This window comes from Sphingomonas sp. P3_C6 (assembly GCF_056402595.1).
Genome location: NZ_JBFUHB010000003.1, coordinates 268,025 through 294,092 on the forward strand (window position 1 = coordinate 268,025; position 26,068 = coordinate 294,092).

25 protein-coding genes are annotated in these 26,068 nt (G+C 64.3%); 20 read left to right on the forward strand and 5 right to left on the reverse strand.

From position 1 onward, the window contains the following. Positions 1 to 90: 90 nt before the first annotated feature. Complete coding sequence (locus AC1DT7_RS06195; protein ID WP_478034941.1) at positions 91 to 360, reverse strand: hypothetical protein; 270 nt, start codon at positions 358 to 360, stop codon at positions 91 to 93. 124 nt (positions 361 to 484) lie between these two features. Here AC1DT7_RS06195 and AC1DT7_RS06200 point away from each other — a divergent pair, with 124 nt between their 5' ends. After that, a complete protein-coding gene (locus tag AC1DT7_RS06200; RefSeq protein WP_478034942.1) occupies positions 485 to 1,696 on the forward strand; it encodes a tetratricopeptide repeat protein in 1,212 nt (403 codons plus the stop codon). Positions 1,697 to 1,751: 55 nt separating this feature from the next. Further along, positions 1,752 to 2,210: a hypothetical protein gene (locus AC1DT7_RS06205; protein ID WP_478034944.1), complete on the forward strand. Its 459-nt coding sequence runs from the start codon at positions 1,752 to 1,754 to the stop codon at positions 2,208 to 2,210. Positions 2,211 to 2,339: 129 nt separating this feature from the next. Here AC1DT7_RS06205 and yczR read toward each other — a convergent pair whose 3' ends face one another. After that, on the reverse strand, positions 2,340 to 3,824 hold the full coding sequence (gene yczR / locus AC1DT7_RS06210; protein ID WP_478034946.1) for a MocR-like transcription factor YczR: 1,485 nt from the start codon (positions 3,822 to 3,824) through the stop codon (positions 2,340 to 2,342). A gap of 62 nt (positions 3,825 to 3,886) precedes the next feature. On the opposite strand from yczR, the gene yczE reads away from it, so the two are divergent. The 3 genes from yczE to AC1DT7_RS06225 all read left to right on the forward strand — a co-directional run bounded on the left by yczE (position 3,887) and on the right by AC1DT7_RS06225 (position 6,350). After that, positions 3,887 to 4,504 carry a membrane protein YczE gene (gene yczE / locus AC1DT7_RS06215; RefSeq protein ID WP_478034947.1) on the forward strand — a complete coding sequence of 206 codons (618 nt, stop codon included), beginning with the start codon at positions 3,887 to 3,889 and terminating at the stop codon, positions 4,502 to 4,504. A 266-nt stretch (positions 4,505 to 4,770) separates the two neighbouring features. Next, positions 4,771 to 5,616 (forward strand): hypothetical protein, encoded by an 846-nt coding sequence (locus tag AC1DT7_RS06220; protein ID WP_478034948.1) that lies wholly within the window; start codon positions 4,771 to 4,773, stop codon positions 5,614 to 5,616. Between the two features lie 233 nt (positions 5,617 to 5,849). After that, positions 5,850 to 6,350 (forward strand): hypothetical protein, encoded by a 501-nt coding sequence (locus AC1DT7_RS06225; protein WP_478034949.1) that lies wholly within the window; start codon positions 5,850 to 5,852, stop codon positions 6,348 to 6,350. Positions 6,351 to 6,400: 50 nt separating this feature from the next. Here AC1DT7_RS06225 and AC1DT7_RS06230 read toward each other — a convergent pair whose 3' ends face one another. Further along, positions 6,401 to 7,771, reverse strand: a complete 1,371-nt coding sequence (locus tag AC1DT7_RS06230; protein WP_478034950.1) for a methyl-accepting chemotaxis protein — start codon at positions 7,769 to 7,771, stop codon at positions 6,401 to 6,403. A gap of 50 nt (positions 7,772 to 7,821) precedes the next feature. Next, positions 7,822 to 9,165 carry a methyl-accepting chemotaxis protein gene (locus tag AC1DT7_RS06235; protein WP_478034992.1) on the reverse strand — a complete coding sequence of 448 codons (1,344 nt, stop codon included), beginning with the start codon at positions 9,163 to 9,165 and terminating at the stop codon, positions 7,822 to 7,824. 894 nt (positions 9,166 to 10,059) lie between these two features. Between AC1DT7_RS06235 and sdhC the strand changes: the two genes are divergently transcribed. The 6 genes from sdhC (at position 10,060) to creD (ending at position 15,994) form a co-directional block, all read left to right on the forward strand. Next, entirely contained in the window at positions 10,060 to 10,407 is a 348-nt protein-coding gene (gene sdhC, locus AC1DT7_RS06240; protein ID WP_478034951.1) for a succinate dehydrogenase, cytochrome b556 subunit, read from the forward strand. Position 10,408: 1 nt separating this feature from the next. Further along, positions 10,409 to 10,798, forward strand: a complete 390-nt coding sequence (sdhD, locus tag AC1DT7_RS06245; RefSeq protein ID WP_478034952.1) for a succinate dehydrogenase, hydrophobic membrane anchor protein — start codon at positions 10,409 to 10,411, stop codon at positions 10,796 to 10,798. Continuing rightward, positions 10,798 to 12,600 carry a succinate dehydrogenase flavoprotein subunit gene (gene sdhA / locus AC1DT7_RS06250; protein WP_478034953.1) on the forward strand — a complete coding sequence of 601 codons (1,803 nt, stop codon included), beginning with the start codon at positions 10,798 to 10,800 and terminating at the stop codon, positions 12,598 to 12,600. The genes sdhD and sdhA overlap by 1 nt, the downstream gene beginning before the upstream one ends. 16 nt (positions 12,601 to 12,616) lie before the next feature. After that, positions 12,617 to 13,486 (forward strand): glycoside hydrolase, encoded by an 870-nt coding sequence (locus AC1DT7_RS06255; protein ID WP_478034954.1) that lies wholly within the window; start codon positions 12,617 to 12,619, stop codon positions 13,484 to 13,486. Positions 13,487 to 13,940: 454 nt separating this feature from the next. Continuing rightward, complete coding sequence (locus AC1DT7_RS06260) at positions 13,941 to 14,501, forward strand: ATP-dependent Clp protease proteolytic subunit (RefSeq protein WP_478034956.1); 561 nt, start codon at positions 13,941 to 13,943, stop codon at positions 14,499 to 14,501. 104 nt (positions 14,502 to 14,605) lie between these two features. Continuing rightward, positions 14,606 to 15,994, forward strand: coding sequence for a cell envelope integrity protein CreD (gene creD / locus AC1DT7_RS06265; RefSeq protein ID WP_478034957.1), 1,389 nt, complete (start codon positions 14,606 to 14,608; stop codon positions 15,992 to 15,994). Positions 15,995 to 16,123: 129 nt separating this feature from the next. Here creD and AC1DT7_RS06270 read toward each other — a convergent pair whose 3' ends face one another. Further along, positions 16,124 to 17,275, reverse strand: coding sequence for an alpha-hydroxy acid oxidase (locus AC1DT7_RS06270; protein WP_478034958.1), 1,152 nt, complete (start codon positions 17,273 to 17,275; stop codon positions 16,124 to 16,126). 209 nt (positions 17,276 to 17,484) lie between these two features. Here AC1DT7_RS06270 and AC1DT7_RS06275 point away from each other — a divergent pair, with 209 nt between their 5' ends. The 9 genes from AC1DT7_RS06275 (at position 17,485) to AC1DT7_RS06315 (ending at position 26,058) form a co-directional block, all read left to right on the forward strand. Further along, complete coding sequence (locus AC1DT7_RS06275; protein WP_478034959.1) at positions 17,485 to 18,270, forward strand: succinate dehydrogenase iron-sulfur subunit; 786 nt, start codon at positions 17,485 to 17,487, stop codon at positions 18,268 to 18,270. Between the two features lie 73 nt (positions 18,271 to 18,343). Next, positions 18,344 to 18,742 (forward strand): PaaI family thioesterase, encoded by a 399-nt coding sequence (locus AC1DT7_RS06280; RefSeq protein WP_478034993.1) that lies wholly within the window; start codon positions 18,344 to 18,346, stop codon positions 18,740 to 18,742. A gap of 128 nt (positions 18,743 to 18,870) precedes the next feature. After that, positions 18,871 to 19,983 carry a cell division protein ZapE gene (gene zapE / locus AC1DT7_RS06285; protein ID WP_478034960.1) on the forward strand — a complete coding sequence of 371 codons (1,113 nt, stop codon included), beginning with the start codon at positions 18,871 to 18,873 and terminating at the stop codon, positions 19,981 to 19,983. A 62-nt stretch (positions 19,984 to 20,045) separates the two neighbouring features. Continuing rightward, positions 20,046 to 20,372 carry a YbjQ family protein gene (locus AC1DT7_RS06290; protein WP_478034961.1) on the forward strand — a complete coding sequence of 109 codons (327 nt, stop codon included), beginning with the start codon at positions 20,046 to 20,048 and terminating at the stop codon, positions 20,370 to 20,372. Then, positions 20,369 to 20,668, forward strand: coding sequence for a hypothetical protein (locus AC1DT7_RS06295; protein WP_478034962.1), 300 nt, complete (start codon positions 20,369 to 20,371; stop codon positions 20,666 to 20,668). The genes AC1DT7_RS06290 and AC1DT7_RS06295 overlap by 4 nt, the downstream gene beginning before the upstream one ends. Before the next feature lie 132 nt (positions 20,669 to 20,800). After that, on the forward strand, positions 20,801 to 21,763 hold the full coding sequence (mdh, locus tag AC1DT7_RS06300; RefSeq protein ID WP_478034964.1) for a malate dehydrogenase: 963 nt from the start codon (positions 20,801 to 20,803) through the stop codon (positions 21,761 to 21,763). Positions 21,764 to 21,816: 53 nt separating this feature from the next. Beyond that, entirely contained in the window at positions 21,817 to 22,107 is a 291-nt protein-coding gene (locus tag AC1DT7_RS06305; protein WP_478034966.1) for a GIY-YIG nuclease family protein, read from the forward strand. 63 nt (positions 22,108 to 22,170) lie between these two features. Further along, the gene (gene sucD / locus AC1DT7_RS06310; RefSeq protein WP_478034967.1) at positions 22,171 to 23,055 is read left to right on the forward strand and encodes a succinate--CoA ligase subunit alpha; all 885 of its coding nucleotides are present in this window, start codon (positions 22,171 to 22,173) and stop codon (positions 23,053 to 23,055) included. A 66-nt stretch (positions 23,056 to 23,121) separates the two neighbouring features. After that, positions 23,122 to 26,058, forward strand: coding sequence for a 2-oxoglutarate dehydrogenase E1 component (locus AC1DT7_RS06315; RefSeq protein ID WP_478034968.1), 2,937 nt, complete (start codon positions 23,122 to 23,124; stop codon positions 26,056 to 26,058). Positions 26,059 to 26,068: the final 10 nt, after the last annotated feature.

Here is a 26,068-nt window from a genome sequence, read left to right on the forward strand (position 1 = left end):
GGGTTTCATGATCGGAGGAGGTGCGCAACCCTGTACGCTTTCGCCGGCTACGGTCCCACGCGTCGGTGGTTGGCGATACGGGTTCGGTGATCAGCGTGGAAGATTCCGGTCCGTTCCATTATTATCCTCGGAGGATCGGTCGCGACGCGGCCCGAGGAGCGGGCGTCGATAGCGTTCGGGGCTTGATTGCGAACGGTAACGGCGATTCGGGTTGAACCAGTCTGCGATCCGGCCGCCGGCTCGCTCGATGATCCAATCGAGGCAGCGCATTCCAAAGCGCGTCGAGAGCGCGTCGAGCAACAATACGCCCGCGACGGCGATGATCGGGAGTGCTTGAGAAAGGTCCTCATGCGTCATCATGCCGCTTCCAGCTACCGGTCCCGGTAAATGCAGTATCAGCAGCCGATCGGTTCGGCCCGCAAAAAAGCGAATGTTAGGAATCGTTCGATAAGCAATGCATCGAATAGTGGAGCCACGTCCAGAAATGCCTTATAAATATGGCCTGGCGTCGCTTGCCGCTTCGCTGATTTGCGCGCCTGCTTCGGGGCAAGCCGCCCAACAGCCTTGGTCGGTGTCCGAGGCGAAACGCACGGCAGAAGCGGTCGCCGATTGCAAAGGGGCAATCTATCAGCGTGATCCTGCTCGGTCCGGTGCGGATTTCAGAATTCGTGACGCAAAAGAGATCGCGCAGTCCCTGCCCAGGCCGGGCGAGACGGCGGCAGGTTTGAACGACAGCCGCGCGAATGACATCTATGAAATGGCGGGGGCGTTGTTGAAGCCCGCAATCCCGAATCCGGAACGCGCCTTTGATCCTTCCGTCTTCGTAAAATGCGCTACCAATCCGGAAATAGGCGTTGCGATTCTGACCTTCCTTACCGCCGGGGGGCCGGGCCGTTCGAAGGGGACGGGAAACGCCTTCTACTGGCTTGGCCTGGCATCGAGGCGCGGTATCGGCGTTCCTGCCGATCCGGCGCGGGCTCGCCTGTATTTTCTGCAGGCACGCATGCTCGGAATCTTCACCCTGACCGCCGAGGACTGGGGCGAGAAACCTTCCGACACGCTTCTCGCCATTCTGGCCAGGCGGGCAAATCGTGCAATGCTAGAGGACGCGGCCGCTGCCGGACGACCAGATGCCCAATTATTGTTGGGCGAGCTCCTTGTCCCGACCGACAAGGCGCGGGCGCGGCTGATGCTCGAAGCGGCGGTGGCCAAAGATGCCTTCAGGGCTGCTCGAAAGCTGGCGGCTCTCGAAATGCAGGGGGCGCTGGGAAAGGCGGATCCCGCCAGGGCGGTGGCCCTGCTCGCGCCCAAGGCTTACCCCGAAAGTGACGCTTATCGTGAGATGCTGGCCGCTGCCGAGGCGTACAATGCCGGTGACATTCCCATACTGCAGCGCCCGCTTACCCTGTCCGAACTGGGCGGCCCGTCGCTGATCCCTTCGCCCGACCAGGTCGAGTTTGACGGTGTGCCCGGTCGAGTGCCAGCGAGAGCGCTTATCGGCCCGGATGGCAAGATCGTCTTCACCGAAGTAACCGATCCGCGTACCCGCCAGTTCAGAATGGCCAAGGTGACACTCCGGATTTTCGATCCGAAAAAGTTGAAGCCCGGTTCTCCCCATGTCGAGGCCGGCAGGCCAGTGTTCGCATGGGCTATGTTGCCGCCGATCATCTGGCGGGGAGCCGCGATACAGCCTTGAGCACTGGGCAGGACGCGCGCACCGGTTGGCGCAGGGAGCGAAGGAGAGCCGGTCGATGCGCAACTATCCATGGCACCTTGATTGGGAATGGATCGCGGTCGACCGCGATGGTCATGTCGCGACTTTCGTGACGGCTGGCGAAGGACCGGCTCCCACCACCGTTCTCGATGACGATTACCCGACCAATGACGATCTCGACTCTCTCGTTCAGGCGTTGCCGAAATCGAGCCTCGTGAAGATGATCGTTTCCATTCCGGATCCGACGAGTTTTGCGGATCTCGCATCGCGCGGCATGACCGTCTTCGACTGGAGCGACGTTCATCGCGGGCAGCAGTGTCTCAACGCCTATGAGGTCATGTGCCGGCCGCTGAAGCCGATCCACATCGTCGATCTGGAACCGGGACTGGCGGAGGCGGCACGGAGAACGACCTTTAACGAGGTCAGTTTCCGCGAGATTGCAACGTTCGACCCGCGCCTGTTCGTGGAGACAATCGACGGGCTCTCGCCCAGATAATGCAAAATTCCGTCATGCCGGACCCGTTCCGGCATCCACCGGGCCGCGAGCTTCTCCGCCGAAAAATTTGTGGCCGGTAGCCCCACGAAACAAATCCGGGACGCTGATTCAGAACAGGCGAGTCGGATTCTAAATCACCCGCTCCGCGTCCAGTTCCCACGCCACCGGATCGGGCATGCGCCCGTGGCGCGAGCGCAAATGGGCTTCGGCCATGACCAGGCGGTCGACCGCGCGATCGAGCTCCGCCTCGGGCAGCGTGAAGGGCAGGCGGACAAAGCGTTCGAACGCGCCGTTGACGCCGAAGCGCGGGCCCGGCGTGATGCGCAGCGACAGGCTCTGCGCCATCGCCGCGAGCGCCGACGCCTCGGGCCGCGGCATTTCGGCCCAGAGCATGAAGCCGCCGGCCGGCACCGGTACCCGCCAGTGCGGCAGGGCGTCGGCGAGCCGTGCGATCAGATGGTCGCGGCGGACGCGAAGGTCGATGCCGCCGCCGTCGCCTGTGATACTGCCGTCGAGCAGGGCAGCGACCGCCAGCTGTTCCATGATCGGCGTCGCCATGTCGAGCGTCGCGCGGATCCGGCCCAGCGCGACGATCGTCTGCGGGTCGGCGCGGATCCAGCCGATCCGCAGCCCGCCCCAGAAGCGTTTGCTGACCGATCCGATGCTGACCACCGTATCGCCGCGCGGGTCATGCGCGGCGACGGGCGCGGGCGCCGGCAGGTCGAGCGTCATCGCTGCCATCGTCTCGTCGATCACCAGCGGCGTATGCGTGGCGCGGGCCGCGCGCACCAATGCCGCGCGCGTATCGGCATCCATCATCCGGCCGGTCGGGTTGTGGAAATCGGCGATGACATACGCGAAGCGCGGGCCGGTCTGGCGGAACGCGGCGTGGATCGCGTCGATATCCCAGCCCGCTTCGGACAGCGCGACCGGCACCGCGACGCAGCTATGCTTGAGGATCGAAGCGATCGCATTGTGATAGGTCGGATGGTCGATGACGATCCGGTCGCCCGGCCCGGCGAACAGGTGCAGCAGCAGCGACAGGCCATGCTGTGCGCCGCTGGTGACGAAGATCTGGTCGGGCGTCGTCGGGCACCCCCGCGCGCTATAATCGGCCGCGATCGCCGATCTCAGCCGCGGAATACCGAACACCTCATAGCCGAAGCCGGAAAGGAAGGCCGGCATCTGGCCCAGCGCCTGCTCATAGGCATGCCACACGGTCTGCGGCGCTGGCAGTACCGCCTTGGTCCAGTCGACGACATCGGGGCCTGCCTCTCCGACATCGTCGATCGTGTCGCGGTCTGTCGCGCCGGGCGCGCGCGCCTGTCCTACGCCCGGCAACCGTGTCACGCTGCCCGAACCCTGGCGACTCAGCAGATAGCCCTCGTCGCGCAGCAGGTCGAACGCGGCGCTCACCGTGGTGCGGCTCACCGCCAACGCCTGCGCAAGGTCGCGCTCGCCGCCGATCCGCACGCCCAGGCCGATCCGCCCGTCGAGGATCAAAAGGCGTAGCGCCCGTGCGAGCTGGCGATAAGCAGCCCCGCCGCCCGCGCTGCCGCGCCATGATCCGAGCTGGCGGGCGAGGGAAGCCGGGCTGAGCGCATTCATTTCCATAGGGGCCAATATCTTTGAATTGGCCCTCAAAAACAATGCCGCTTCTGGTTATGGCTCTGTTCATGATCACACGACGTCTTATCCAGCTCCTTTGGGGCCTGGCACTTTACGGCATCTCCATGGCCCTCATGCTGCGGGCCAATCTCGGTCTCGATCCCTGGGATGTGCTCCATCAGGGTCTCGCGCCGCGCATCGGGCTCAGCTTCGGCATGACGGTCAATCTCGTCGGGCTGGTCGTGCTGCTGCTGTGGATTCCGCTGCGCCAGCGCCCCGGCATCGGTACGGTGCTCAACATCCTCATCATCGGCACGGTGGTCGACCTGTCGCTACCGTTGCTGCCTGCGCCGGAGGGATATCCGCTGCGCTTCTTGTTCCTGATCGCCGGGATCGTGCTGAACGGCATCGCGGGTGGTGCCTATATCGGTGCCGGCCTCGGTGCCGGGCCGCGCGACGGGCTGATGACCGGTATCGCCGGCCGTAGCGGCTGGCCGATCAAGATCGTCCGGACGGCAATCGAACTGAGCGTCCTCGCAACCGGCTGGCTGATGGGCGGCACCGTCGGGGTGGGCACCGTGCTCTACGCGCTGACCATTGGCTGGGTGGTGCATTATGCGCTGCCGTTTTTCACCCTTGGGCGCAACCATGCCGGCCCGGAGCCGGCCGTCCCGGTGAAACTCTGACGGGAGTCAGATGTCGACCGGCTCGAGGAATCCGCCCGCAACCGGGCAGGGTCCGCAGCCTTGCCCGCGAGTAGCGCCAGCGCACAGGAAAGTCGAAACTCATGCCGACCGCGTAGCGCCGCGTGATGCAGAGTGCCCGGCGATACGCCGCTGGATTTGTCGGCGATCCTGTGTTTGGCGTAAGGGTGGCAAAACGCACGCTGGGTGGGCATCGGAACTGACTGCATCCGAACGGCCATCATGTGGTTTCGGTATAGGTGTACTCGATGAAAATTTGGCTGGCAGGTGGGATCGTCGCGGCTGCATTCGCCTTTGCGAGCGCGACGCAGGCCGCGCCTGAGCGCAGATCCGGCAGCGCATCGGGATCACTCACGAGCGAACGGTTCTACGAGGGCAAGGAAGGCTCCTGGGTGCTGATGCACAAGCCCTTCAATGACGGCTATAGTTGCTCGGTAAATTTCGTCACCCCTACCAACAGTTTTGCCATCGTCGGTCCAGTCGATGCGGACACCGCGCGCAATAGCCGCGGCATGATCTGGTTCACGGGCAAGTCCATCCCGGGCAACGGCCAATCAAGGTCGGTTAGGATCGCAGTGTCCGGCAACAATCCGTATCCATCGGTTCCTGCCCAGCAAATGAGTCTGCCCGGACAGGGCGGAGCATTGATAGTGGCTGCAGATCTTCGGTTAACGCTGAAAGATAAACGGGACAGTAATATGATCGGCGTTCAGCTTGAGGGGCGCGAAGTGTTCCGATCGAGCGTCATTCGATTGCAGGAGGCATATCGCACGCTCGAGCGCTGTATGAATGAATCGCCAAATATTACAAAAAAAGCTTCCGGCGAAAAACCTCCAACAACTCCGCAGCAACAATTGACAATGTCTGATGACGAAATTGCGATCTATTACGACATAGCCCCTGATGATCCTCAAAGAACTCTTAAAATTGCTGGCGCGCGTCAAATGATCCGCAATTATCTGTATCAAAGTAAAACGCTCAAGGCGCCGCCAGAAAGAGCTTATTCATCCGACACCGGAAGGGTAAATCAAGAACAGCAGCAAAGAATGTGTTCTTATAACAATGGCCAGGTTGGCTATCTTGCCCCTTGTTGATTTTATTACTTAAGATACTGTTTTAAAATGCGCGAAAGGGCGCATTTTCGTGGCCGGTGCCGCGAAATGCTCTTACGGCGCAATGCCGAGGATTCCAACACACGCAAGGGTGCCCCCGGCCTGATTACGCCCGCTTATGATGCCCGATCTGATAGAGTTTGCGCCCGGCGCGAGGTTCCCGCTACCTGTGAGACGCATTCCTCGGTCTCAACGAACCATGCAGGTGGCGCCTTATGCAGAATGATCTCGTATTTAGGACCGGGTTGGCAAAGCGAGCGCTGGGATGGCTGGTGTGCCTTGGTGCTGCGGTCGCACTGGGTGCCGTAATTTACGGTATTTTCACGCACAAGGAAGCGCAGGTACCAGCCGAACTCGGATCTGCAGCCGTTATTGGTCTTTTTCTCTTCGGTCTTATGGCAGCCGGAATTGCTATCCAACGCGTGCGCTGGAGTATCGAAGGCGAAAATATCGTCTACCATCACCTCTTTAAGAAGAAAGTGATCCCGCTCTCCGGGGTGGCAGGTTTTGGAGAAATGATCGTCGTTGTCGTCGTCATTCCCTTTCGGCACGTGGATCTTTACGATGGCGGACTGAAACACATCGCGCGGCTTCCGGTCGGCATCAAGGATTGGCCAAAGGCGGAGGCATGGCTTGCAGCGCGGTTGCGTTATGTCGTCAATGACGGAAGCCCCATATTGCCCAGATATAGGTTCGCCGATACGCCGAAAAGATAGGGAGATTGGTGGATCGGGCGTCTTTTCGAGCCGCGCTCGGACGACCGGTCCTACGCCGCCACGCTCGCCGAAAAGGTATCCGCCGCACCCTTCAGCCCGCTGAGCCGGTCGTCGACCTCGCCGAATTCCCGGCCGAGCGCGTCGATCTCGGTCGCCACGCCCTCGGTGTCCTCGCGGATCGTGGCGATGGTGTTGGACATGGAATCCGCCGCCAGCGCCGTCTCGTCCACCGCGGCGGTGATCGCGGTGACGGTCTGCGCCTGGGCCTCCATGGCGACGCGGATCCGGTTTGCGCTCTCCTGCACGTCGGACACCGTCGTCTTGATCGAGGCATTGGTCGAGACCGTCGAGCGCGTGGCCGACTGGATCGCTGCGATCTTGGCGGCGATGTCGTCGGTCGCCCGCGCGGTCTGGTTGGCCAGGCTCTTCACCTCCTGCGCCACCACCGCGAAACCACGCCCGGCGTCGCCGGCACGCGCCGCTTCGATCGTCGCGTTCAGGGCGAGCAGGTTGGTCTGGCCGGCAATGTCGCGGATCAGGCCCAGGATCGACTCGATCGATTTCGCATGCTCGCTCAGCGCCTCGGACATGCCGACCGCTTCGCCCGCCTGGCCCGATGCGCGCGTGGCGATCTCGGCCGCGGCCTCCACTTCGCCTCGGGCATCCTCGATCGCGCGGATCAGGCCGGCGGCCGTGCGGGCCGCGTCGCGCATCGCGATCGCCGACTGCTCGGCGGCGGCGGCGACTTCGGACGTCTTGCCCAGCATGCCGCGCGCCGATGCGGATGCACGCTGCGCCTGGATCCGGATACGATTGCCGAGCGAGGCGGTGCCCTCGATCGACTGGGCGATGCTTTCGCTGAACTGTGCCGAACGGGTGCGCCGCTCGTCGCGGGCACGTTCCAGATCGCGCATGCCGAGATGCGATGCCATGACATCGGCCTCGACCAGCCCGAGCCGCTGGATCACGTCGGAGATTTCACGGAAGCTGGCGATATCGGCGCCCAGTTTCCGCTCGATCACCTCGAGCGTCCGGCTATGCGCGAAGCTGAGCGACGACAGCAGGGCCTGGAGCGGAATGTTGAGCCGGTGCGATCCTGCGGCGTGGCGGAATGCCATCAGCATCCAGGCATCGTCGAACGGGTTTTCATATTTGGTGCGGGTATAGTCGGCGCTCCGCCCGACGCGCCTGGCAAGCTGGTCCGGGCCGAGCTGCTCGCGCAGATGCGCCACTATCGGCAGCGACAGATAATGGTCCCAAAAGGCGGCTGCGATCGCCCGCTCGCTGCCCTCGATCAGGCGCGCGATCTCGGCCGAGGCGGGGCCGATCGCCCCGTCCCAGTCGTAATTCGCCACATGCTCGGCAATGGAACGCGAATCGCCGCCCCAGCCGCCTATGGTGCCCGCGCCTTCCTGCGCCATTCAGTCATCCTCTCCATGCTCACGAATCTCTAAGCTCGCGAGTCCTTGGCTTATGCAGCAACTTTGGCGACGAACTCGCCCGCGCTGTTCTTGAGCGTACCCAACCTGCCATCAAGTGAATCGAACCCCTGGCCGACACGCTCGATGTCCGAGGCGACGGTTTCGGTGTCCTCGCGGATGGCGGCGATCGTGTTGGACATCGAATCGGCGGCGAGCGCCGTCTCGTCGACCGCGGCGGTGATCGCGGTCACGGTCTGCGCCTGCGCCTCCATGGCGAAGCGGATCCGGTTGGCCGATTCCTGCACTTCGGACACGGTCGCCTTGATCGACGCGTTGGTGTCGACGGTGGAGCGCGTGGCCGACTGGATCGCCGCGATCTTCGCCGCGATGTCGTCGGTGGCGCGGGCCGTCTGGTTGGCGAGCGATTTCACTTCCTGGGCGACCACCGCGAAGCCGCGGCCCGCATCGCCGGCGCGGGCCGCCTCGATCGTTGCGTTCAGGGCGAGCAGGTTGGTCTGGCCGGCAATGTCGCGGATCAGGCCGAGGATCGATTCGATCGACTGGGCATGGTCGCTGAGCGTCTCGGACATGCCGACCGCAAGGCCTGCCTGGGTCGAGGCGCGGGTGGCGATCTCGGCGGCCGCCTCCACTTCGGTGCGGGCATCCTCGATCGCGCGGATCAGGCCGGCGGCGGTCTGCGCCGCTTCGCGCATCGCGACGGCGGATTGTTCGGCCGCGGCGGCGACTTCGGACGTCTTGCCCAGCATGCCGCGCGCCGAGGTGGAGGTGCGCAGGGACTGGCCGCGCAACACGCTCGATTCCTGGGTCGCGCTTTCGACCATCTGCGCGATGCCGTCGCGGAATTCGGCGGCCAGCTTGTCGCGCCCCGCCTGGGCGAGATATTCGCGATAGGCATTGTAGATGGCGACGGTGATTTCGCCCTCGAGTGCCGACAGGCGCATCAGCGTATCGACCAGCACCGGCAGGCGCTGGTCGTCGCGATCGACCTTGCGGGTGATGACGCCCAGCGCCACGCGGTCGCTGGCATTGATCATCGATAGCAGGGCAAGCGGCGAGACGTCGCCGACATAGGCCGCGGCCACCGAGCGCTCGACCGATTCGATCCAGGCCCGGCCGGTCGTGTCGAGAAACCGGTTGCGCAGGAACACGCAGCCGACATCGATCATCTTCTCGGTCTCGTGCGGCGCCCAGATGCGCTCGTCGGCGAAACAGCGCAGCCATTGTTGCCAATAGCCTTCGGAGATCGCGCGGATTTCAGGCTCGATAACGCTCCACGCGTCGCGGCTCGCACCCGCCAGCGACCCGTCGACGTCGAAGACACGAAGCCTGGCCGCGATATCCACCTTGGCGGCAATCGTGCCGGGGGTGGGCAGGTCACTGGGGGTCAAGGGCGAAACTCCGTTAGCTGGCGGCCGTCCGTCTCGGTGCGGTTCGCCCAGGGGTTACGCCAGATAAGGTTAAGGCGTGGTTAGGAAGTGGCGCCGTTTCCCGTGCGAATGGGCTGACTGCCTCTGCCGAACGCACCGATCCGCCCTTCTTCATCCCCCTCCCGCTTGCGAGTTCCAGGGCGGTCAGGCCCCCGGCCTGACCTGAACGATGCGGGGCATCGTTCACCTGGAACTGGGTTAGGGGTGGGCTCGCGCTTTCCACGCACGGTGTCGGCTGAAGCAGCCGCGAGCCCACCCCCGGCCCCTCCCGCAAGCGGGAGGGGAGAAGGAGAAGCTGACGGCGCGTCGGGTGAATCGTGACCTCCCCGCCACCACCGATTCATCTTACTATCGCAATGTGCTCAACTCGCGTCCGTTTATGTCGGCTGGCCGAAGGGACCAAGTAAAGCGTTATGAAATTCTCATACCCCTCGCGAAATTCGGTAAGTCACCCCGCCGTCGAGCTCCTGTTGACGAGTCCGGGCCGACTCTCGCCGGCCAAGTACCATTCCATAAATCATGTCCGACTCATCAGTAACGGGCGCGCAGGCCGCAAGAAGCGCTCGATTTTGCCCCTCTCGCAAGTGCCTCGCAAAATTCGACGAATAGTGTCCATCCGCTCGCAGATCGGCGCTGTCTCCAACACCGTGTCTCGGGCCATACTTGGCCGGGCCGAACCCGTCCGCACCACCGCGCACGTCCAATCCGCCTTGCATCGCAGCACGCGCGGACTAATACGGCGCCACTGATCGTCCGAGAGGATTTCCCGCCTTGGCTAGCCCACGCAACCCCGCCCGACCAATCTCGCCGCATCTGACGGCGTGGAAATGGGGCGTCCATATGACCGTTTCGATCCTTCACCGCGTCACCGGTGACGGGCTGGCGACGGTCGGCACGATGCTGCTCGTATGGTGGCTGGCGGCGCTCGCCGGCGGCAAGGACAGCTACGATGTCTTTGCCGACATCTTCACCTATGCGGACGGCCGCCTGAACATCGTCGGCTATGTCTTCGGCATCGGCCTGACGCTCTCGCTGTTCCAGCACATCGCCAGCGGCATCCGCCATTTCATCATGGATGCGGGCGCCGGCTTCGAGCTGAAGACGAACCGCGCCGGCTCCTGGCTGACCTTCGTTTTCTCGATCACCCTCACGGCCCTGTTCTGGGCCTATCTGCTGGCGGGGAAATAAGATGGGCAACGGTACCGAACTCGGCCGGGTCCGCGGCCTCGGCTCCGCCCGGGAAGGGTCGCATCACTGGTGGAACCAGCGGGTCACCGCCGGCGCCAACCTGGTCCTGATGCTCTGGCTGCTCGCGTCGATCGCGCGCCTGCCCAATTATGATTATGCGACGCTGCGTCTCTGGATCGGCTCGGCCTGGGCCGCGATCCCGATGATCCTGCTGATCGTCTCGGTCTTCTATCATTTCCGCATCGGCCTTCAGGTCGCGATCGAGGATTATCTCCACGACGAGGGCCGCGTCGCCGCCATGCTCGCCCTGAACTTCTTCACCGTCGCGACTGCCGCGATCGCCATCTTCTCGATCCTCAGGATCGCCTTTGCCGCCGGAGCGCCAGTCTGATGCCGGAAGCCTATAAGATCATCGACCACACCTATGATGCGGTGGTCGTGGGTGCCGGTGGTTCGGGCCTGCGCGCAACCATGGGCATCGCCGAGTCGGGCCTCAAGACGGCCTGCATCACCAAGGTGTTCCCGACGCGCAGCCACACAGTGGCGGCGCAGGGCGGCATCGCGGCCAGCCTGGGCAACAACTCGCCGGATCACTGGACCTGGCACATGTTCGATACCGTCAAGGGGTCGGACTGGCTCGGCGACCAGGACGCGATCGAGTATATGGTGCGCGAGGCACCGGCCGCCGTTTACGAGCTGGAACATGCCGGCGTGCCGTTCAGCCGCAACGAGAGCGGGACGATCTATCAGCGCCCGTTCGGCGGCCATATGCAGAATATGGGCGAGGGGCCTCCCGTGCAGCGCACCTGCGCCGCGGCCGACCGTACCGGTCACGCCATGCTTCACGCGCTCTATCAGCAGAGCCTGAAGTACGACGCCGACTTCTACGTCGAATATTTCGCGCTCGACCTGATCATGGAAAACGGCGTGTGCCGCGGCGTGATCGCGCTGTGCATGGAAGACGGCTCGATCCACCGCTTCCGCAGCCATTCGGTCGTGTTGGCGACGGGCGGCGGCGGCCGCGTGTATCAGTCGGCGACCTCGGCCCATACCTGCACCGGTGACGGCAACGGCATGGCGCTGCGCGCCGGCCTCGCGCTGCAGGACATGGAGTTCGTGCAGTTCCACCCGACCGGCATCTACGGCGCGGGCGTGCTCATCACCGAGGGTGCGCGCGGCGAGGGCGGTTACCTCACCAACTCCGAGGGTGAGCGCTTCATGGAGCGCTATGCCCCGTCCGCAAAGGACCTCGCCAGCCGCGACGTCGTCGCGCGCTCGATGGCGATGGAAATGCGCGAGGGCCGCGGCGTCGGCGAGCACAAGGATTATATCTACCTGCACCTCGATCACATCGATCCCAAGGTGCTGCACGAGCGCCTGCCGGGCATCACCGAGACGGGCAAGATCTTCGCCGGTGTCGACCTCACGCGCCAGCCGCTGCCGGTCACGCCGACCGTCCACTATAATATGGGCGGCATCCCGACCAATTATCATGGCGAGGTCGTGCAGAATAAGGACGGCGATCCGGACACGGTCGTCCCCGGCCTGTTCGCGGTGGGCGAGGCGGCCTGCGTCTCGGTGCACGGCGCCAACCGGCTCGGCTCCAACTCGCTGATCGATCTCGTGGTGTTCGGCCGTGCGACCGGCCTGCGCCTGAAGGACCAGCTCAAGCCCAACACGCCGCACAACGCGCTGCCCAAGGGCTCGGAGGAGTTCGCGCTCACCCGCCTCGACTATTTCCGCAACGCCAAGGGCGCTCTGCCCACCGCGAAGATCCGCGCCGAGATGCAGCGCACCATGCAGCGGCATTGCGCCGTGTTCCGCGATACCGCGCTGCTGGCCGAGGGCGTCACCAAGATGGACGCGGTCTATTCCAGCTTCGCCGATGTCGGCATCAGCGATCGCTCGCTGATCTGGAACACCGATCTGGTCGAGACGATGGAGCTCGACAATCTGATCGGCCAGGCCGTGGTGACGATCAAGGGCGCGGCCAACCGCAAGGAAAGCCGCGGCGCGCACATGCACGAGGACTTCCCGGACCGCGACGACGCGAACTGGATGAAGCACACCGTCGCGACCTTCGATGGCTGGGGCGGCAAGGGCGGCACCACCGCAATCGATTACCGTCCCGTGCACGATTACACGCTCACCGACGATATCGACTATATCAAGCCGAAGAAGCGGGTTTACTGAGGTGCGGGCGGCGGCCGTGATCGGCCTGCCGCTCTTCCTCCTGCTCGCGCTCGGCGATCCAACAGGCGCACCGGCCGGGGTTTCCGCCCCGCCCGCGTCGCTGGCGCTCGATCCCTTCTACGCCAAATATGTCGATGCGGACGGCATCCCCATCCTGTCCTCGCCCAAGGTCCCGGATCGCGCGCTGCTGGCCGCGAAGGCGATCGTCGAGGGGCTGCTCGACCATCGCCCCGATCTCGCCCGCGCCCTGGCGGAGAGCGGTTTCCGCGTCGCGATCATGGCCGAGGACGAAAGCACGCTCGACCTGCCCGAGCAGCGCGACTGGAAGAAACCCGACCGCAACGACCCGCGGCTGACCCGCTGCGAGCGCAAACATTATGACGAGCGCATCGGCCGCCTGACCGACCGAGCCTATTGGAACTTCCGTGCCCGCGGCATGGCCGGTCGCCTCACCAGCGGCGCGGTCGAGGACCTGCTGGGCCAGCGCAACTCGCGCTATTACGGCCAGACCATCTTCCTCCACGAATTCTCGCACGACGTGCTCCAGGCGACCCGCGTTGCCGACCCGCGCCTCTACAAGGAGGTCGAACGCGCCTATCGCGCGGCGCTTCGGGCGGGGCGGTGGAAGGGCGAATATGCCTCCACGACCATCGACGAATATTGGGCGGTGGGCAGCCAGTTCTGGTTCAATTCGGGCCGCATGGTAATCTTCGATGGCCGCCGCATCCTCTCCGACGCCGATCTCAAGGCCTATGATCCCGCACTCTACGCCGTGCTGGGCAAAGCGTACGGCACGAGCCACCGGATCGAGGACGACCCCTTCTATATGAGCGAGGCGCGCATCCCACCGGGACCGCTGCCCGCGAACACCGCGGAGGTCTGCTAGAGCATTTGAGCTGGACTGATCCATACCTCCGTTCGCCCTGAGCTTGTCGAAGGGTTGTTCTTCTTCCTTCGAAGGGAAGAGCAGGGCTTCGACAAGCTCAGCCCGAACGGGGAAGGGGTGATCCCAAGCCAAATGAGTTTTGCTACGGCGTGCCGGATTGATTCAACCGGATGCCGTTGATGGCATGATGCTGAGGCAGGACTGTCCTTGCCGTTCTTTCGCATCGCTGGTGACTTTATCGGACCGCTATTCCTGGCTGTTCCACCGCTGATAGCTGGCTGTTCCATGGCTGTTATTCGATAACAGCCAGCTGCGACGCAAGTCGATGACAACACGCGTGAAATCCGCGCCCGCTCTCCAACATGACGGCCAGCAAAAAATATAGAGCGAAAAACAGCCAGCCGGCAGGTCGTGACGTCGGAACATTTCGCGCCGTGCTGGGGTTGGGGGCGCCATGAAGGAAACCCGCTACCCGCTGCTCGCCAAGCCGCACATTCGCCTGTCCGGTCCGGTCGACCAATATATGTACCAGAGCTTTCGTCAGCAGCTCGAGACCTGCCCGGAGGAAGGCGCGCTGGTCATCGCGATGACCACGCTCGGCGGCGATCCGGAGGTCGCGCGGACCATGGCCGACGATATCCGCCTGCTGGAGGATCATGACGGCCGCGAGATCCTGTTCCTCGGCAAGGTCGCGGTCTATTCCGCCGGCGCGACCTTCATGGCGGCGTTCCCGGTCGATCGCCGCTTCCTGACGCGCCACACCAGGCTGATGATCCATGAGCGGATCATCTCGAAGCAGCTCAACATCAACGGCCCGCTGCGCATGTGCATCGCCAGCCTGAAGGCGACCCTGCACGAGATCGAACATTCGATCCTGATCGAGGAGGAGGGCTTCCGCGACATCGTGAGGGGCAGCCGGGTCGATTTCGAGGATCTGCGCGAGCGAGCGCCGGCCAACTGGTATATCGAGGCCGAGGAAGCGCGCGACCTCGGGCTGGTACTTGACGTGATCTGAGGGGGGCGGGTGCCTGCACCCATTCTGCACGGCCATTCCTCCCGATCCACTTTGGCTTCCATCCCGGCGCCCCGCTAGCTGAAGGTCTCCTGAAGGAGGCCCTTATGTCCGCACGTCATGCGACCGAACGTTCGCCCGGGTTCAAGCTGCTGTTGCCGTTCCTCATCGGCACGCTGCTCGCGATCCCGCTCTTCGCCATCTATCTCCTCGTCTACGACCGGCAAAACCAGTCGGAGACTGCCCAGGCCTCGATCGCGCAGGGCTGGGGCGGGCCGCAGGTCATTGCGGGACCGGTGCTCGTCATCCCCTATTCGAAACAGACTACCGAAACCGTCACCGAAAATGGCAAGCAGGTGACCAAGACCAGCACGAGCTGGCACGACATGACCCTGTCGCCCGATGTGACCAAGCTGAAGACCGACCTGAAGCCCGATCTGCGCCACCGTTCGATCTATGACGTGGTCGTGTTCGAAGCACGCAACCATGGCAGCGCACGCTTCTCGCTGCCGGCCGATCTCCAGCGCTTCGGCGTCGCACCCGACGCGCTCGCGCTGGACCGGGCGCAGATTCGCTTCGGCATCAGCGACGCGCGCGGCCTGTTCGGGCCGCCGCCCGCGGTGTCGCTCAACGGCAAGCCGGTCGCGCTCCAGCCCGGCAACGGCATGCGCGAGACGGGCGGGTCGGGTTTCTACGCCTGGTTCGACGCAAGCGACCTGCGCGGCCGGCCGCTCGGCGTGGCGTTCGACTATGCGGTGCGCGGCAATGGATCGCTGTCGCTGATGCCCAATGGCGGCGACACGGCATGGCAGGTCGTCTCGCCCTGGCCTAACCCGAGCTATCAGGGCGGTTTCCTGCCGGTGCAGAAAAGGGCGTTCGGCAAGGGCTTCGACTCGACCTGGCGTGTCGGCAACCTCGCATTGGGCAGCGCGCTCGTCTCGTTCGATCAGGCCTCGGGCGACTCGACCGCGCAGTCGGGCGGAGAGGGGCGCCGCGGTGCGGAAGCCGGCGCGCGTGAGGCGCGTGTCGATCTGCTGACGCCGGTCGATCTCTACAGCCAGGTCAACCGCTCGGTGAAATATGGCTTTCTGTTCGTCGGCTTCACCTTCCTCGCTTTCCTGATGTTCGACGTCATCGGCGGGGTGAAGGTGTCGGCGATCGAATATGGCCTGGTCGGCTCGGGGCTGGTGCTGTTCTTCGTGATGCTGCTCGCCTTTGCCGAAGTGATCGGCTTCACCCCTGCCTATGCGGTCGCGGGCGGCGCGATCGTCTCGCTTCTCACCGCCTATTCCGCGGCGGTGCTCGGCAGCTGGCGGCGCAGCCTCTTCATCGGCGGGTTGATCGCGGCGCTCTATGGCGTGCTCTATGTCCTGCTCAGCCTCGAGGACATGTCGCTGCTGGTCGGATCGGTGATGCTCTTCGTCGCGCTCGCCGCAGTGATGTACCTGACACGGAACATCGACTGGGGCGGGACGCCGGAGCCGCGGGAGGCCTAAATCTCCCTCTCCCCTCTGGGGGAGGGTAGGGGAGAGGGGTAGTGTGTCAGGCAGTCCTCACCGCACTGCCCCTCTCCCGACTTCGCTTCGCTCATCTGCCCTCTCCCGCAAGCGGGGGAGGGCGAAGCGTCAGGTCCGCCAGCGCAGATTGCCCCGGGTCAGCTCCGCCACCGACTTCACCCCCATCAGTTTCATGTCCCGCTCGATCTCCGCCTGAAGCCGCCCGAGCACGCGCTCGACCCCAGGCTGGCCCGCAGCCGCCAGCGCGTAGAGATACATACGCCCGCCCGAGCACGCCTTCGCGCCCACGCTCAGCGCCTTCAGCACATGGCTCCCGCGACGAATGCCGCCGTCGCAGATCACGTCGATCTTGTCCCCGACCGCATCGACGATCTCCGCCAGCTGGTCGAAGGGCGAGCGGCTGCCGTCCAGCTGCCGCCCGCCATGGTTCGACACCATGATCGCCGTCGCCCCGATATCGACCGCGCGCTTCGCGTCCTCGACCGACATGATGCCCTTCAGGCAGAACTGGCCGCCCCATTGGGCGCGCACGCCCTCGGCCGTCTTCCAGTCCATCGACGGGTCGAGCATCTTGTTGAAATAATCCGCCACCGACAGCGCGACATTGGTGCCCTCGGACACATGATCCTTCAGGTTCGACAGCTCGAACTTCTCACGGAACAGATAGTCGAGCGTCCAGCCCGGGTGAGTCGCGAAGCTGATCGCCGATGCCGGCGTCAGCCGCGGCGGCGAGGTGAAGCCGGTGCGCAGGCAGCGCTCGCGATTGCCCGACACGATCGTGTCGACGGTCAGCGCGATACAGTCGAACTTGGCTTCCTTGCACCGCTCGACCAACGCGTGGTTCAGCCCCTTGTCCTTGTGGATGTAGAGCTGGAACATCTTGGGCGTGCTGATCGTCCGGCCGATCTCCTCGATGCTGACCGTGCCGAGGCTCGAAATGCCGAAATAGGTGCCGAACTTCTCGGCCGCGCGCGCGACGCCGCGCTCGCCATGCCAGTGGAACAGGCGCTGCAATGCGGTTGGCGACAGGAAGAGCGGCATGTCGATCTTGCGGCCCATCACCGTGGTGCTCATGTCGATGTTCTCGACGCCGGCAAGCACGCTCGGCACCAGGTCGCACGACTCGAATGCTTCGGTGTTACGCGCCTTGGTCTTCTCGTCGTCGGCCGCGCCGTCGATATAATGGTAGACGGGGCCGGGCAGGCGTTTGCGGGCGAGGGTGCGGAAATCCTCGACATTGTGGCAATCGCTCAATCTCATATCTTGCCCCGTTCGTTCATATGTTGGACTTCGCCCTACGATTCTTGTCCGGCTCCCGCAACGCCGGCGATGATGCCTGCGCCGTTCCGGAATTTGCGATCCTGCAGCGATACGACGCCGCAGACCACGCCAAAGGGTTGCACGCGCGCGCCGAAAGGCATAGCCGCTTCCGCGACGCACCATTTCGTTTCCGCCGGAGACTTTCAGGCATGGCCGAATTCAGACTGCCCCCGAACAGCCGACCCAAAAAAGGCGGCAAGGTCCATAAGGCAGCCGCCGAGGCAAAGCGGGTCAAGAACTTCAAGATCTACCGCTATGACCCCGATGCCGGCGAGAACCCGCATTACGACACGTTCGAGATCGATCTCGACAATTGCGGCCCGATGGTGCTCGACGCGCTGATCAAGATGAAGTCGGAACAGGACAGCTCGCTGACTTTCCGCCGCTCCTGCCGCGAGGGCATTTGCGGCTCCTGCTCGATGAACATCGACGGCAAGAACGGCCTGGCCTGCACCACCGCGATCGAGGATGTGAAGGGCGATATCCGCATCACGCCGCTGCCGCACATGGAAGTGATCAAGGACCTGGTCCCCGATTTCACCCATTTCTATGCGCAATATTCCTCGATCAAGCCCTGGCTGCAGACCGTCACGCCGCCGCCCTCGGGCAAGGAGCGGCTCCAGTCGCCGGCCGACCGGGAGAAGCTGGACGGCCTGTACGAGTGCATCCTGTGCGCCTGCTGCTCGACCGCGTGCCCGAGCTATTGGTGGAATTCCGACAAGTTCCTCGGCCCGGCGATCCTGTTGCAGGCTTATCGCTGGCTGGCCGACAGCCGCGACGAGATGACCGGCGACCGACTCGACGAGTTGGAGGATCCGTTCCGCCTCTATCGCTGCCACACGATCATGAACTGCGCGAATGTCTGCCCCAAGGGCCTCAACCCGGCCAAGGCGATCGCCGAGATCAAGAAGATGGAAGCAGAACGAGTCGTCTGAGGCTCGCCCCGTGACCGATTCGAGTCCACGTGACACCTTCCTCTATGAGGAGGATCCGGACCATCCCGGCTGGATGCGGTGGGGGTTCACCGATCCGACGCGCTACAACAGTTTTCTCGGCCCGATGATGGTGCGGATCGAGGGCGGCATCGCCCGCGTGCGCATGACGCCGGAGCGGCGCCATTCCAACCTGCGCGACAATGTGCATGGCGGCGCGATGCTCGGCTTCATCGACGTCGCGCTGTTCGCCGCCTCGCGCAGCTTCGGCCTGATCACCGCCGGGTCGGCGGTGACGCTCGATCTCTCGGCTCAGTTCATCGGCGGCGGCCGTATCGGCGAGCCGCTGGAGGCGCAGGTCGAGCTGCTGCGCGAGACCGGACGCCTGCTGTTCCTGCGCGGGCTGGTGGTGCAGGGCGAGGGCAAAGTCGCGAGCTTCTCCGCCACGATCCGCAAGGCGACCCCGAAGCAGTGAGCCATTCCCTTTCTCTTTTGTTCCCCGGCGAAGGCCGGGGCCCAGTCGGGATGGCGGGAATAATGATGCGCAACGCCAGCCAATTGCCGTCCCCCAAATGGCCCCCGGCCTTCGCCGGGGAGCAGTAAATGCCCACCGTCTTCGCCCGATACGAAGCCCTGGTCGCCGCAGGCGAACTCAGGCCCGACCCCGAACAGGCAGAGGCCGCGCGCCGGCTCAACGCGCTCGCGACCGAACTGGAAGCAGCACCGAAGCGCGGTTCCGTGCTGTGGCGCGCGCTGGGCAGGCGGCCCGAGGCACCGTCCGGCATCTATCTCTGGGGCGGGGTCGGCCGCGGCAAGTCGATGCTGATGGATCTGTTTTACGGCTGCATCAACATGCGGCGGAAACGGCGGATTCACTTCCTGGAATTCATGCTCGACGTGCATGCACGCCTGCGGGTCGAGCGCGAGAAGGAGGTCGGCGACCCGATCCTCCCCGTCGCCGTCGCGATCGCCGAAGAAGTGAAGGTTCTTTGCTTCGACGAGATAATGGTCACCAACAGCCCCGACGCGATGATCCTGTCGCGGCTGTTCACCGAGCTGTTGCGCCACGGCGTGACGGTGGTGATGACCTCCAATCGTCCGCCGCGCGACCTCTACAAGGACGGGCTCAACCGCGAGCATTTCCTGCCCTTCATCGACCTGATCGAAAGCCGCATGCAGGTGCTCGCGCTCAACGGCCCGGTCGACTATCGCCGCGACCGGCTCGGTCAGGTCGAGACGTGGCTGGTGCCCAATGGGCCCGAGGCGACCGCCCAGCTTTCGGCCGCCTTTTTCCGCCTGACCGATTATCCGCCCGAGGACCGCGAGAATGTGCCGTCCGAGGAATTGCCGGTCGGCGGCGGGCGGACGCTGCACGTGCCCAAGAGCCTGAAGGGTGTCGCCGTCTTCTCGTTCAAGCGGCTGTGCGGCGAGGCGCGCGGTTCCGCCGACTATCTCGCGGTCGCGCGGCGCTTCCACACCATCATCCTGGTCGGTATCCCCAGGCTGGGGCCGGAGAACCGCAACGAGGCGGCGCGCTTCGTCCAACTGATCGACGCGCTGTACGAGCACAAGGTGAAGCTCCTCGCGGCGGCTGACGCACCACCGGGCGAACTGTACGAAAAGGGGGACGGCCGCTTCGAGTTCGAACGCACCATCAGCCGCCTCGAGGAAATGCGCTCCGACGACTATCTAGAGCAGGGTCACGGCGCGAACTGAGCGGCCCTCGCCATCGTCCCGCCACCTGTTATCATGCGGCAACCGGTCATGGAGGGAAGAAGATGCTCGTCACCACCACGGAAAATGTCCCGGGCCATACCGTCCGCGCGACGCTTGGCCAGGCGTTCGGCGTCGTCGTCCGCAGCCGCGGCATCGGTGGCAACATCACCGCCAGCCTGCGGTCGATCGTCGGCGGGGAGATTCCCGAATATACCAGGCTGGTCGAGGATACCCGCCGCCATGCGATCGACCGGCTGGTCGCCAATGCGGCGCTGATGGGCGCGAACGCCGTCGTCATGATGCGGTTCGACTCGGGGGAGATCGCTCAGGCGATGAACGAGGTGGTTGCCTATGGCACCGCCGTCATCCTCGATCCCGCGCCCGAATGATGCTGCGCACCTTCATCCTGGTGATCGCGATGTTGCTGTTCACCGCGGCGGTGATCGGCGCCGTGATCGACCCGGCCGTGTGGCCGACCCTGATCGCGGCCATGGTGGTGCTCGCCGGTATCGTCTTTGAACGTCGTCGTTACGGGGCATCGCAGACGAAGCCCATAGGCGGCGGCTGGCGCGAGACGTCGGAGCGATTCGTCGACGACGCCAGCGGCCGACCCGTAACAGTCTGGTACAATGACGTTACGGGCGAGCGTCGCTATGTCGATCCGGAAGGCGCGCCGCCTCAGTAATGCACTTGCGAAGCACTTGCAATAAGACGTGAAAATATAGGGTTTTTGCGGTTGCCCCTCCGGCAAAACCGGCCTAAGCCGCCGCGCAGTTTCGCCGCGTGCGCGGCTTTGATATTGTCGAAAGGACGACGAATGGCCCGCAAGAAGATCGCGTTGATCGGTGCCGGAAACATCGGCGGCACGCTCGCCCATCTCGCAGCACTGAAGGGCCTGGGTGACATCGTCCTGTTCGACGTGGTCGAGGGTGTGCCGCAGGGCAAGGCGCTCGATCTCAGCCAGTGCAGCCCGGTCGAGGGCTTCGATGCCAAGATCACCGGCACCAATGATTATGCCGATATCGCCGGCGCCGACGTCATCATCGTCACCGCCGGTGTCGCCCGCAAGCCGGGCATGAGCCGCGACGACCTGCTCGGCATCAACCTGAAGGTCATGAAGGCTGTGGGCGAAGGCATCGCCGCCAACGCACCCGACGCCTTCGTCATCTGCATCACCAACCCGCTCGATGCGATGGTCTGGGCACTGCGCGAGTTCTCGGGCCTCCCGCACCAGAAGGTTGTCGGTATGGCCGGCGTGCTCGACAGCTCGCGCTTCAGCCACTTCCTCGCCGAAGAGTTCAAGGTCTCGGTCAAGGACGTCACGTCCTTCGTGCTTGGTGGGCACGGCGACACCATGGTCCCGGTCATCAGCTACTCGACCGTATCGGGCATCCCGGTTCCCGACCTGATCGAGATGGGCTTCTCCACCCAGGAGAAGATCGATGCGATCGTGGCGCGCACCCGTTCGGGCGGCGGCGAGATCGTCGCGCTGCTCAAGACCGGCTCGGCCTATTACGCGCCCGCCACCTCGGCGATCTCGATGGCCGAAGCCTATCTCTACGACCAGAAGCGCCTGCTCCCGGCGGCGGTCCACCTGACCGGCCAGTATGGCGTCGACAATCTCTATGTCGGCGTGCCGGTGATCATCGGCGCCGGCGGCGTCGAGAAGGTCGTCGAGATCAAGCTCGATGCCGAAGCGCAGAATAACCTCGACGTGTCGGTCGAGGCGGTCAAGGAATTGCTTGTCGCCTGCAAGGCGATCGACGGAAGCCTGGCCTGATAAATTAGCTGTTCCCCGGCGAAGGCCGGGGCCCAGTTGGGAGAACCCTGAGAGTGGAGAAGGCCGGCTTCGTCTACATCATGGCGAGCGGCAGAAACGGCACGATCTATCTCGGCGTAACGAGCGACCTTCCCAAGCGCATTTGGGAGCATCGCAACGATGTCGTCGAAGGGTTCACGAAGAAACATCGGTGTCACACGCTGGTCTGGTATCAGGCGTACGACACGATCGAAGAAGCGCGGCAGCGCGAGCTGCAGATGAAGGAGTGGAAGCGGGTTTGGAAACTGCGAGAGATCGAAGGGCTGAATCCCGACTGGGATGATCTGTTCGAGACCGTCGCATGAACCACAACTGCTTTCCTAACTGGGCCCCGGCCTTCGCCGGGGAACAATGAGGAAGAGAATAGAATGGCAATCCTCGTCGACAAGAACACCAAGGTCATCACCCAGGGCATGACCGGTGAGACCGGCACGTTCCACACCCAGCAGGCGCTGGCCTATGGCACGCAGATGGTCGGCGGCGTGACGCCGGGCAAGGGCGGCACCGAGCATATCGGCCTGCCCGTATACGACACCGTCGCGGAGGCTGTGGCAAAGACCGGCGCGACCGCGTCCGTCATCTACGTTCCGCCGCCCTTCGCCGCGGATTCGATCCTTGAGGCGATCGACGCGGAAGTGCCGCTGATCGTGACCATCACGGAGGGCATTCCGGTGCTCGACATGGTCAAGGTGAAGCGCGCGCTGAGCGGTTCGAAGTCGCGCCTGATCGGCCCGAACTGCCCGGGCGTGCTGACCCCAGGCCAGTGCAAGATCGGCATCATGCCCGGCAGCATCTTCAAGCAGGGTTCGGTCGGCGTTGTAAGCCGCTCCGGCACGCTTACCTATGAAGCAGTCTTCCAGACGTCGAATGCGGGCCTCGGCCAGACGACCGCAGTCGGCATCGGCGGCGATCCTGTCAACGGGACGAACTTCATCGACGTGCTCGAACTCTTCCTCGCCGATCCCGAGACTCAGTCGATCATCATGATCGGCGAGATCGGTGGTTCGGCGGAAGAGGAAGCCGCGCAGTTCCTTCGCGACGAGGCGAAGCGCGGCCGTTCGAAGCCGATGGCGGGGTTCATCGCTGGCCGTACGGCGCCTCCGGGTCGCCGCATGGGCCATGCCGGTGCGATCGTCTCGGGCGGCCAGGGCGGTGCCGAGGACAAGATCGCGGCGATGGAAGCGGCAGGGATCAAGGTAGCGGACAGCCCGTCCGAACTGGGCACGACGCTGCTGTCGGTGTTGAAGGGTTAACAAGGGCCCCGCTTCGGGCGGGGGCAAAGCGGCATCACCTCCCCAGGGATGCGCCGAGGAAAAGCCATGGGCTACGAAGGCCAGGATTTCGCTGACATCGCCGGGGGCGTGAGCCCGGCGTTCATCGATGCGCTCTATGCGCGCTACAAAGTATCTCCGGACAGCGTCGAGCCGGGCTGGCGCGGCTTTTTCGAGGGCCTCGACAACGGCGCGACCGGGCCGAGCTGGACGCAGGCCAACTGGCCGCTCAGCTCGACCGACGACCTGACCTCGGCGCTCGACCCGACCCAGATGGAGCCGGCGCCCAAGCCCGCCAAGGGCGGCGCCAAGCCGGCGGCACCGGCGGCGGCCGCTGCGCCGTCGCAGGACGACATCATCCGCGCCGCGGGCGACTCGATCCGCGCGATGATGCTGATCCGCACCTACCGGGTGCGCGGCCACCTCGCCGCCAATCTCGATCCGCTCGGCCTGTCCAAGCGCGAGATGCCGGCCGATCTGCGCACGGAATATCATGGCTTCTCCGACGCCGATCTCGATCGGCCGGTCTATCTCGGCGGCACCATGGGCCTGCAATGGTCGACCGTGCGTGAGCTCGTCGACACGCTGCGCGCGAATTACTGCGGCAATGTCGGCCTCGAATACATGCACATCGCCGATGTCGAGGAGCGCCGCTTCCTCCAGGAACGGATGGAGGGCAAGGACAAGGCGATCGAGTTCAGCCCGCTCGGCAAGAAGGCGATCCTCAACAAGGTGATCGAAGCCGAGCAGTGGGAGAAATTCTGCGGCCGCAAATATGTCGGCACCAAGCGTTTCGGCCTGGACGGCGGCGAGAGCATGATCCCGGCGCTCGAAAGCGTCATCAAGTACGGCGGTCAGCTCGGCGTGCGCGAGATCGTGTTCGGCATGGCGCATCGCGGCCGCCTGAACGTGCTCACCAACGTGATGGCCAAGCCATTCCGGATCATCTTCCACGAATTCGGTGGCGGCTCGGACAATCCCGATGACGTGGCCGGCTCGGGCGACGTGAAATACCATCTCGGCACCTCGACCGACCGCGAGTTCGACGGGATCAGCGTCCATATGTCGCTGGTCGCCAACCCCTCGCATCTCGAGGCCGAAGATCCGGTCGTGCTGGGCAAGGTCCGCGCGATCCAGACGATCGCGGGCGATCTCGCCGAGCACAAGGCATCGCTGCCGGTGCTCATCCATGGCGACGCGGCGTTCGCCGGCCAGGGTATCGTGTGGGAATGCCTCGGCTTCTCGGGCATCCGCGGCTACAATACCGGCGGTTGCATCCACTTCGTCATCAACAACCAGATCGGCTTCACGACGAGCCCGCAATTCGCGCGCTCCTCGCCCTATCCCTCGGATGTGGCGAAGGGTGTCCAGGCGCCGATCTTCCACGTCAATGGCGACGATCCCGAGGCGGTGACCTTCGCCACCAAGATGGCGATCGAGTTCCGCCAGCGCTTCCACCGCGACATCGTGATCGACATGTGGTGCTATCGCCGCTTCGGCCACAATGAAGGCGACGAGCCCGGCTTCACCCAGCCGCTGATGTACGATCGCATCCGTGCCCATCCGCCGGTCAGCGAAGTGTACGGCGCAAAGCTGATCGAGCAGGGCGTGATCGACCGCGCCTGGGTCGATGACAGCATTGCGCAGTTCACGACTTTGCTCGAAGGCGAGTTCGAGGCTGGTGCGAACTACAAGCCCAACAAGGCGGACTGGTTCGCCGGCCGCTGGTCGGGGCTCCATGCGCCGGCCGATGCCGAATATGCGCGCCGCAATGTCGAGACCGGCATCGAGCCGAAGCTGTTCGACTCGCTCGGCCGCACGCTGACCACCGTTCCCGAAGACCTGACCATCCACAAGACGCTCGGCCGCGTGATCGACGCCAAGCGTGAGATGTTCAAGTCGGGCGCCAATTTCGACTGGGCCACCGGTGAGGCGCTCGCTTTCGGGTCGCTGATGTCGGAAGGGTACGGCGTGCGCCTGTCCGGCCAGGATTCGGGCCGCGGCACCTTCTCGCAGCGCCACGCGGTGTGGATCGACCAGAAGGACGAGCATCGCTACCTGCCGCTCGCCCAGGTCGAGCATGGCCGGTTCGAGGTGCTCGATTCGCCGCTCAGCGAATATGGCGTGCTCGGCTTCGAATATGGCTATGCGCTGGCCGATCCGAAGACGCTGGTTCTGTGGGAGGCACAGTTCGGCGACTTCATGAACGGCGCCCAGATCATGATCGATCAGTTCATCGCGTCGGGCGAGGCCAAGTGGCTGCGCGCCAACGGGCTGGTGATGCTGTTGCCGCACGGGTACGAGGGGCAGGGGCCTGAGCACAGCTCTGCCCGTGTCGAGCGGTTCCTTCAGTTGTGCGCGCAGGACAATATGCAGGTCGCGAACTGCACCACGCCGGCGAACTATTTCCACCTGCTGCGTCGGCAGATGCACCGCTCATTCCGCAAGCCGCTGATCGTCTTCACGCCCAAGTCGCTGCTGCGCCACAAGCTGGCGGTGTCCAAGGCGTCCGACTTCCAGGGCGACAGCCACTTCATGCGGCTGCTGTCCGATCCGTCGGCGCCCGCGGATACCGAGGTGAGGCGCCTCGTGCTGTGCACCGGCAAGGTCGCGTATGACCTGATGGAGGCACGCGACGCGGCAGGCGACAAGAACACCGCGATCGTTCGTGTCGAGCAGCTCTATCCCTTCCCGGGCGAGCCGCTGGTCGAGCGCCTGAAGAAGATGGCCAATCTCGAAGAGGTGGTCTGGGCGCAGGAAGAGCCGAAGAACAACGGCGCCTGGAGCTTCATCGAGCCCTATCTGGAGGAATGCCTGGTCGAGGCCGGGACGACGGTGACCCGGGCGCATTATTCGGGTCGTGCCGCGTCGGCGTCGCCGGCGACCGGCCTGATGAAGCGTCACCAGATGGAACAGGCCGCGCTCGTCGCCGATGCGCTCGGCCACAATGTCCGCGAAGAAATCCGCCGCACGCGCAAATCATAAGACCGCTCCG